Annotated in this window: 8 protein-coding genes; all 8 read left to right on the forward strand. The window is 53.4% G+C overall.

Features of this window, described 5'->3' with window-relative positions:
• Positions 1-162 carry a hypothetical protein gene (locus HOLDEFILI_RS20550; protein WP_425268587.1) on the forward strand — a complete coding sequence of 54 codons (162 nt, stop codon included), beginning with the start codon at positions 1-3 and terminating at the stop codon, positions 160-162.
• 357 nt (positions 163-519) lie between these two features.
• Positions 520-1,338, forward strand: coding sequence for a MerR family transcriptional regulator (locus tag HOLDEFILI_RS14510; RefSeq protein WP_006060563.1), 819 nt, complete (start codon positions 520-522; stop codon positions 1,336-1,338).
• A 297-nt stretch (positions 1,339-1,635) separates the two neighbouring features.
• Positions 1,636-3,342 carry an FAD-dependent oxidoreductase gene (locus tag HOLDEFILI_RS14515; RefSeq protein ID WP_006060565.1) on the forward strand — a complete coding sequence of 569 codons (1,707 nt, stop codon included), beginning with the start codon at positions 1,636-1,638 and terminating at the stop codon, positions 3,340-3,342.
• Positions 3,343-3,595: 253 nt separating this feature from the next.
• Complete coding sequence (gene recG, locus HOLDEFILI_RS14520; protein WP_006060567.1) at positions 3,596-5,614, forward strand: ATP-dependent DNA helicase RecG; 2,019 nt, start codon at positions 3,596-3,598, stop codon at positions 5,612-5,614.
• 42 nt (positions 5,615-5,656) lie between these two features.
• Entirely contained in the window at positions 5,657-6,400 is a 744-nt protein-coding gene (rnc, locus tag HOLDEFILI_RS14525; RefSeq protein ID WP_006060568.1) for a ribonuclease III, read from the forward strand.
• Entirely contained in the window at positions 6,339-7,358 is a 1,020-nt protein-coding gene (locus HOLDEFILI_RS14530) for an aldose epimerase family protein (RefSeq protein WP_006060569.1), read from the forward strand. Before rnc ends, HOLDEFILI_RS14530 begins: the two co-directional genes overlap by 62 nt.
• Complete coding sequence (locus HOLDEFILI_RS14535; protein WP_006060570.1) at positions 7,355-8,623, forward strand: galactokinase; 1,269 nt, start codon at positions 7,355-7,357, stop codon at positions 8,621-8,623. The genes HOLDEFILI_RS14530 and HOLDEFILI_RS14535 overlap by 4 nt, the downstream gene beginning before the upstream one ends.
• A gap of 170 nt (positions 8,624-8,793) precedes the next feature.
• Positions 8,794-9,353: sulfide/dihydroorotate dehydrogenase-like FAD/NAD-binding protein (locus tag HOLDEFILI_RS14540; RefSeq protein WP_006060571.1), on the forward strand; the 560-nt coding region annotated here is incomplete at its 3' end.

The following is a 9,353-nucleotide window of genomic DNA, read 5'->3' on the forward strand; positions in this document are numbered from 1 at the left end:
ATCGACGGGAATTCAGAGATCGTGACGGTGCTTGCGGGCGAAGACGCCAGCGAGGAAGAAACGTCTCAGATTGCTCGTTACATCGAAGATCAGTTCGGCGTGGAAACGGATATCCAGGCCGGCGGTCAGCCTGTCTACTCGTTTATCTTTGGTGTCGAATAAATCGAAGGGACAACGTTGTAAATATTGCAGGTCTGAAGTTTAAACTTGTCAGAAACTGAAAATCGACGGAATGCGGGAAATCTCTGCATTCCGTTTTTAAATTTTTTCATGTTTTGCATTTGTTTTGAATGTTTTATTGATTTCTTTCTTCGCTTATTCCAGATACATAATATTGCGATTTTGTGAGTCTGATCAGCGGATGGAATCGATAGATCTTTCGTCTGGGGATCAGAAAAATGAAATTGTGATGCGCCTGACTCCGTTTCGGATCCATGAGTAAGACCGTGCGCCGAAACGAAAGAGGTCAACTGGACAGGCTGCAAAATTGCCGGTACAATACGTTTAGGAGGTCCGGTTATGAAATTTACGCGAAGTCAGTTTGCCAAAACCTTTGGCGTCAGCATGGAATCGCTGCGTTATCTGGAAAAGAACGGAATTCTTCAGATTGCCCGCAACGAGGATAATCAATACATGGAATACACGGAGGATCAGATTCCGATCGTGCTGTCGATTAAAAAGTTTCAGCAGGCCGGCATTCCGTTAGAGGAAATTCTGCCGCTCACCGGTTCGCAGGTGCCGGATCATGCCGCGTTTCTTGAGCGCTGCATCGCGGGGCTGGCACGGCAGAAGGAACAGATCGAAGCATCACTGGGTTATTTGCGGTTTATCCAGTCGGTGTACCGCACGGAGATCCAATCGGCTGACCGGCTGCGGTTAAAATGGGAAGGGGAATGTTTTTACCTGCGCTTTGATCCCAAGGGAAAAAACACGCAGCTGATCCGCGAAGCGATGCAGTATCTGCCGCATGTCGACTTGATGACGATCATCGATCTGGACGAATTGGATAAGCCGCAGCCGCAGGTCCAGCTGGGCCTGAATCTGCCGTTGTATATCGACAGCTGCAAGCCGTTGATCGAAACCGTCGCGCATTCCAATCAGCTTCATAAGACCGCGGACGGCACCTATCTTTACAAAGTGATCTTCAAAGAGAATATTCTGCGGATTACCCGTGCGGATATCGAGGACATGCTCGACTATGCCGCGCAGCATCAGTTTGTGCTCCAACAGGAAATCTTCGGCTTCGTCATGGGGCCGGAGATCAAAGACGGCCGGAAAGGCTTTTATATCCGCTTATATTGTCTGATGGAGAAGGATGAAACAGAATTGACGGCATAGCTGCGGCCTGACAAGGCCGGCGCTGAAAGTTGAATTGATTCGGTTTGATCATGACCATGCCGGCGGATATTCAGGGAAAGCCGCCGAGCCGTAAAACAGAAGGTTCTGATCCTGCGGAAAATAAGCGAAAATGAACAAAAACCACGGAAGTTTGGGCCAGCCCCAGACTTTTTTGATGATTTCACACAATAATGCTTATCAATTCACAAATAAGAACGCAGAAATTCACAAATTACCCTCTTGACCTTGGTGCTGCCCCAGAATTTATGATAAGGCTATCAGAAAAGAGGGAAAAGAATGAAACAAAAACAAATTTCACGCCGGGCCTTTTTAAAGGGCACGGCAGCCGGCGCGCTGGGGATGGCGGCCGCGGGGCTGCTCGGCGGATGCGCTAACGACAATTCCAACGCTGCAACGGCGGCGACACCGACGCCGACGGACATTCCGCAGAATTCCGCGACTGACTGGCTGGGCAGTGCTCCGGTTATCGACGAATCCCAGATCGTCGCGACGTATGATTGCGACGTTGTAGTCATCGGGGCCGGGACAGCCGGCTTGTTCGCGGCTTGCGCGGCAGCGGAGGAAGGCGCCAGCACGATCTTAGTTGAGAAATTCGGCGAGGAATACGGCGGATCCGGAATCCGCGATACGCTGGCGGCGGTGAATTCCCGCCAACAGATTGAAAACAACGACAATCCGGATCCATTCGATGTGATGACGGAAATGTATCGTCAGTCCAATGGTTACGGCGATCAGCGCCTGTTTAAGGTTTGGGCCGAGCATTCCGGTGAAGCGATCGACTGGTATGGCGATCTGCTGGAAAAAAACGGTCTGCGCCTGCGTCATGAAGTCGATGACCACAGCAAAACAGTCCGCTATCCGATTTACGATGTCGGCCATTCGCTGCAGATGAGCGATACCCAGGGCGCGGAAGGCGTGACCGCCAAGATCTTAAAGGATTACGGTCAAAGTCTGGGACTGACGATTCATTACAATACGGCACTGACCTCGCTGATCAAAGACGGCGAACAGGTCGTCGGCCTGTTCGCGGCGGTGGAAGGCGGCTATGCCCGCTACAACGCGGCTAAGGGCGTAATCGTCTGCACCGGCGGCTACAGTTTGAACAAGGACATGCTTCAGGCGCTGCAGCCGGAAACTGTAAAGATGACCAATATCAACTATTCCTATCCGGGCAGTACAGGCGACGGGATCAAAGCATGCCTGTGGGCCGGGGCGGCAATGGATGAAACCCATGCCGGCATGTTGTTCGACCGGGGCGCTGTCAAACCGGACCAGACCGGCTGCGACGAACAGGGCGTGCTGTTCTGGATGGGTTCTCAGCCGTTCCTGAAGGTCGATCTCAACGGTCAGCGCTTTACCAATGAAAGCGGCTGTTACGATCATATCCTGCACGACGCCTTTAATCTGCCAGGCATGACCTACGCGATGCTCTGGGACGCTAATTATATTCAGGACATGGAACGCTTTGATACTCACGGCTGCAGCCGGATGTTTCCGCACGCTAACGGCGCGGAGTCGGTGTGGCCGCTGGAATTCAACGAAGCGGTGTTCATGAGTCAGTACCGCGAACAAGGAATCGTTGTTTCCGCGGATACGATCGAGGAACTGGCGGATAAGCTGGGACTGCCGCGGGAAGCACTGAAGGCAACGGTGGAACGGTACAACGAATTAGCGGATAAGCAGCAGGACGAGGATTTCGGCAAGGAATCGTTCCGTTTGTCTGCGCTGCGTCAGGCCCCGTTTGAAGGCGTACGCATGAGCGGCGGCTACTTCATCTGCACGCTGGATGGAATTAAGATCGATACCCACATGAACGCACTGACGCCGCAGGGAACTCCAATAGAAGGATTGTACGTTGCCGGAGATTGTTCCGGTGGTTACTTTGACGGCAGTTATCCAAATCTGTTGGCGGGCTGCGCGGCTGGCCGGTCTGTGACTTTCGGCCGGCTGGCCGGCAAGCTGGCGGCTCACCGCGAAATGTAAGAAAACCGCGCTTGATGCCTGAAAAAGTACGGAGATCAACCACCGAACAGATGCAGGCAATATGAAAATTAACATATCGGAAACCGGCATTGCCTCTGCTTGTCCCTTGAAGCAGATCGGCAAGGCCGGTTTTTTGCCTGAAGGAAAGCAAGCGTCAAGAACGAAGTCTGTCAGAGATTTTCAAGTTCGCTTGGCGCTGACTTGAAAAATAAGGTATAATAAAGCTATTCTTGTTTGAAAGGAGGAAGAACCGATGGCGCTGACGTTAAAACAGTTGAAAATGACCCCGAAGCGGACCGATCTGTTAGAGAAAATGGGACTGACCGACAGCGACGCGATTCTGATGTGCGTGCCGCTGCGCTATCAAAGCCGTGAGGTGATTCCTTATGATCAATGGCAGGTGAAAAGCGAGGTTATTCTGGAAGGGCAGATTGTGCGGCCGGCGCGGACGATGCGGATTCGCGGCGGCAAGACGATGACGAAGTTCCAGTTGGAAAATGACGACGATTGCTTTGAGATCACGATATTCAACCGCCCCTGGGCCAGTAATCTGACGGTGGGCCAGCGTGTGACGGTGATCGGTTATTACCAGGGCGGAAACAAGATCACAGCCACGACGTACAACTCGCAACCGCTGCAGGAACAGCTGGGCGTTACGCCAGTCTATCCTTTAAAGGAAGGCATGACGCAGAAGATGATGCAGGAAATTATCAAAAAAACTTTCATCACCGCTCAATCACATATTGAAGAACTCGTACCGCCTTCGCTTCAGGCACAATACCGCCTGCTGCCAAAAAAGACGGCGCTGCGCTGCCTGCATTTTCCACGCTCCATGGATGAGGTCTACCAGGCCACGCGGACGCTGAAATACGAGGAGTTTTTGAAATTTCATCTTGTGCTGGAGATGATTCACCGGCAACAGACCGAAACCGTGACGAAGAAAGCCAAGCAATTTGATGCTGAACAGGTGTACGCGCTGGCGAATCATCTCTCGTTCGCGATGACTCCGGATCAGTTTAAAGCGGTGCGGGATATTCTGGCCGACATGGGCAGCGATAAAATCATGTATCGGTTAATCCAGGGCGACGTCGGCTGCGGCAAAACCCTGGTCGCTTCGCTGGCTTTGTATGCTTGTGTGCTCAGCGGTCATCAGGGGGCGATCATGGCGCCAACGGAAATCTTAGCCCGTCAGCACGCCGTTTCCTTAAAGAAGCTTTTCGCCGGTCTGCCGATCAAGATCGATGTGCTTTGTTCGTCGCTGCCTTCGGCAAAGAAAAAAGAAGTGCTGCAGGCGATGAAGGACGGAACGCTGAATCTGGTCGCCGGCACGCACGCGCTCTTTCAAAAGGAAGTGGAGTTTGCCAAACTGGGGTTGGTTGTCGCCGACGAACAGCATCGCTTCGGTGTGGAACAACGCCGCGCGTTAAAGGAAAAGGGCGAGAAGGTCGACTTTCTGTTGATGAGCGCAACGCCGATCCCGCGGACGCTGGCCGCGACGCTCTACGGCGACATGGATATCTCGACGATCATGACGATGCCGCCGGGTCGCAAACCGATTCAGACTCGGTTGGTGGAGGAAAACAGCCTGCGCACGATCATGCCGCAGCTGTTGGACCAGCTGGAACAGGGTGGCCAGATTTACATCGTCTGCAGCGCGATCGAGGAAAATGAAAACTTCGATGGACGCAACGTGCTTGATATTTTTGAAAGTTTAAGCGAAGTCTTTTCAGGCAAGGCTAAGCTGGGGCTGATGCATGGGCGCATGAGCAGCGAGGAAAAGGAACGGGCGATGTTCGATTTTGAGGCCAATACGACGCAGATCTTAGTGTCGACGACGGTCATCGAGGTCGGCGTCAACGTCGTCAACGCCTGCTGCATGGTGATTTACGACGCGCACCGTTTCGGTCTGTCGCAGCTTCATCAGCTGCGCGGCCGGGTTGGCCGCGGCCGCCGGCAGGGCTATTGTTTTTTGCTGACCGCAAGCAAGGATCCGGAAAGTCTGGCCCGCTTGAAAATCATGGAACAGACGACGGACGGTTTCGAGATCGCGATGAAGGATCTGGAACAACGCGGACCAGGCGAGCTGCTGGGCACTCGTCAAAGCGGGGTGCCGGGCCTGATTTTAGGCGATCTGGTCGCCGATACCAAGATCATTCAGACTGCCCGGCAGGATGCGGTGCGAATTCTGAACGATCCGGACAATGCGGAGTTTCAGTCGTTGTTAACTAAAATCCGGAAAGAAAATGAATCCGCTATTTCTTATATGGATTAATCACGATATAATAAAATAAGAGAATCAGAAAGGAAGAAAAAAATGAAAATATGCGAATGGCTTGAAGCACGAGGAATTCATTGCAAAGACAGCCGGTTGATCGAGCAGGCTTTTGTGCATTCCTCGTATGTCAATGAACATAAGCAGCTGAAACATGATAACGAGCGCCTGGAATTCATGGGCGACGCGGTACTGCAGCTGTGGGTTTCGGATAAATTGTTCCGCCTGGATCCGCCGCTGGACGAAGGACACATGACGACCTTCCGCGCGCAGCTGGTGTGCGAGGAGGCGTTAGCGATCTATGCCCGGCAGCTGCAGCTCAATTCCTTCTTGAAGCTGGGCGTGGGTGAGGAAAAAACCGGCGGCCGCGAGCGGGATTCGATCATTGCCGATATGTTTGAAGCGATGCTGGGTGCGCTGTATGAGGACAGCGGGATGGAACCGATCGACAACATTCTGACAGAAGTGATCACGCCGCATTTAAGTCATCCGGAGGAGCCGATCATCGTCGATTATAAGACGAAGCTGCAGGAATACGTTCAGTCCGATTCCCGCAAGACCGTGACCTATGAGGTCATCAACACGACAGGACCTTCCAATAAACCGGAATTTGAGGTTCAGGTCAAGCTGGAAGGCATCATCTTGGGTACCGGCAAGGGCAATTCCAAGAAGAAAGCGGAACAAAAGCCGCTCAGAACGCGTTTGAAAAGATGGTGCTGTGAAGATGAACAAGGGAAACTTCGGAACACTGCAGGACGGCCGGTCCGCGCAGTGGTTAGAAATTGAAAACGATAAGCTGCGGGTGCGCGTCAGCGATTACGGCGCCACGCTGGTTTCACTGTGGGTCAAGGACGCACAGCTTGACGCGGTGCTGGGCTTCGATCAGGTCGAGGGCTATCAGCAATCCGTCAAATACATGGGGGCGATGATCGGGCGTGTCGCCAACCGCATTAAGGACGGTCAGTTCACGCTCGACGGACAGGTTTACACGCTTTACCGCAACGATAAAGGCAATACGCTGCACGGTGGTCAGGAAGGGTTTGACGCGAAGCTGTGGACGGTAAGGGAACATACTTCCCAGACGGTCACGCTGGAGCTGCTATCGCCGGCGGGCGACGAAGGCTTTCCCGGCGAACTGACGGTCACGGTGACCTATGCTCTGGCAGGCAGCCGGCTGTCGATTACGACCCGGACGCGCACGACCGCCGCGACGCCGGTATCGCTGACCAATCATGCGTATTTCTCGCTGAACGGACAGCATCCATCGTTAGACGGGCATTGGATTCAGGTGGATGCCGATGAAATCGGTCTGCTCGATCCTAACGGCTGCACGCGGCCGGAAACGCTTGAGGTCGAAGGCACCGTCTTTGATCTGCGCCAGCCGAAGCGGCTGACCGAAATCTTAAATCAGCATCACAGCCAGCTGGAAATCGCCGGCGGGCTGGATCATAACTATGTGCTCAACGGCGTCGGCTTCCGACCGGTCGCCAGCTTGGTCAAAGGCGGGCTGACGATGCGGGTGCTGAGCGATATGCCGGATATGCATGTCTACACCGCCAATTTCTTAAACAGTGAGGTTGGCCGCGGCGGGACGCGGTACACGCCGCATTGCGCGGTCTGCTTTGAAACGCAGTATTATCCCAACAGCGTGAATGATCCGTCGAAGATCTCCTGCATTCTCAATCCGGGAATCACGGCGGAGCATTGCACGGCGTTTGAATTTGATCAGGAGGATCAGGCATGAACAAGTCAGAGCTTAAAGCAGCGTTGGAACAACAGCGGCCGCGGATTACCAGCCTGTATGGTCAGGAACAGGTGGAGCGTCAGATTGCGCGCTACGGCCAGTTGATTGACGATTACGAAAGAGCGTTTGGGAACATGGACTGTGCTTTGTTTTCTGCCCCGGGACGGACGGAGGTCGGCGGCAACCATACCGATCATCAGCACGGCCGGGTTTTGGCGGCCAGTGTAAACATGGACGCCGCGGCGGCAGCTGGGCGGCGGGAAGGTGAGGTCGTCTTTTACTCGGAGGGCTTTGAGATTAAGCCGGTGTCATTAGCGGATCTGTTTGTCCATCCGGAAGAAAAAAATACGTCGGAAGCACTGATCCGCGGCGTGCTGGCCGGATTTGTCCAGCGCGGCTACAAGATCGGCGGATTTCAGGCCGTTTCCAACAGCACGGTGCTGAAAGGTTCGGGGATTTCTTCCTCCGCTGCTTTTGAAGTGCTGGTCGGCACGATTTTGTCGCATTTGTATAATGACGGACAGGTTTCCGCGCAGGAAATTGCCAAGATCGGTCAATACGCCGAGAACGTGTATTTCGGCAAGCCGAGCGGACTGCTCGATCAGATGGCTTGTTCCGTCGGCAACTTTGTGACCATTGATTTCAAGGATCCGCAGAATGTGCTGGTGGAACAGGTTGATTTTGATTTTAATCACAGTCAGATCGCGCTGTGCCTGGTCGATACGCGCCAGGATCACGCCGACCTGTCGGACGAATATGGTCTGATGCCTGCGGAAATGCGTCAGGTCGCGGCCTATTTCGGCGCTGAGGTGCTGCGTCAGGTGGATCCGGCTGAATTCTACCGCCGGCTGCGCGAGGTGCGCTCTCAGGTTCAGAACGACCGTGCAATCCTGCGGGCGATTCATTTCTTTGAGGAAGACGCGCGGGTGCCGCTGCAGGTGCAGGCGCTGAAGGACCAGGATCTGAAGCGTTTCTTTGAACTGGTGATCGAATCCGGTCATTCCAGTTTCATGTATCTTCAAAATGTAACCAGCCCGAGCGATATCCGGCATCAATCGCTGGCCCTGGCGTTAGCCCTGTCGGAAAACGTGCTGAAGGGGCATGGCGCCTGGCGCGTCCACGGCGGCGGTCTGGCGGGAACGATTCAGGCGTTTGTGCCGTTAGCGCTGCTGGAAACCTATCAGAAGGTTATGGACGACTGCTTCGGCGCAGGCAGCTGTCATGTTTTATCGATCCGTCCGGAAGGCGGAGTCCGGCTGATCTAAAAGAACCTTTACGGTTCTTTTTCTATTTTGTCAAGCAGAAAAAATGGGAATTCAGACACTTTCCTGAAAATGGAGATTGTGAAGAAGTAATTTAATTTAACTTGTTGAATTCAAGGTTTATTCGCTATATACTTAAACTATGAAAGGGATTGCAGAAAGGATGAGAGAACATGGTTGAAATTTTAGAAGCTCGTGTCCTGAACCCGCAGATTACGCTGCTGAAGTTAAAAGCAGAGCGGATCGCAAAGAAGGTTCAGCCAGGACAGTTTGTGATTCTTCATCAGGATGAAAAAGCAGAAAGGATCCCGTTAACGATCGCGGATTCCGATCCGCAGGAGGGCACGATCACCGTGATCGTACAAGCCGCGGGCGAATCGACGAAGCGGCTGTGCACCTTAAAGACCGGTGATTCGATCCGCGATGTTGTCGGGCCGTTAGGACAGGCGACAGATTTTGAAGGGGCGCAGAATATCTGCGTGATCGGCGGCGGTGTCGGCTGCGCGATCGCGTATCCAAGCGCAAAGGCCTGCCACCAGCGGGGTGCGCATGTCGATTTGATCGCCGGCTTCAAAAATGAATCGCTGGTTATTTTAAAAGAGGAAATGGCAGCGATCGCGGACGAGTTTACGCTGATCAGCGACGATGGCAGCACCGGAAAGCAGGGCTTTGTCACCGATGCGCTGAAAGAAAAGCTGGAACAGGGAAAGAAATATGATTTAGTCATCGCCAT

The organism is Holdemania filiformis DSM 12042, assembly GCF_000157995.1.
Taxonomy (GTDB): domain Bacteria; phylum Bacillota_I; class Bacilli_A; order Erysipelotrichales; family Erysipelotrichaceae; genus Holdemania; species Holdemania filiformis.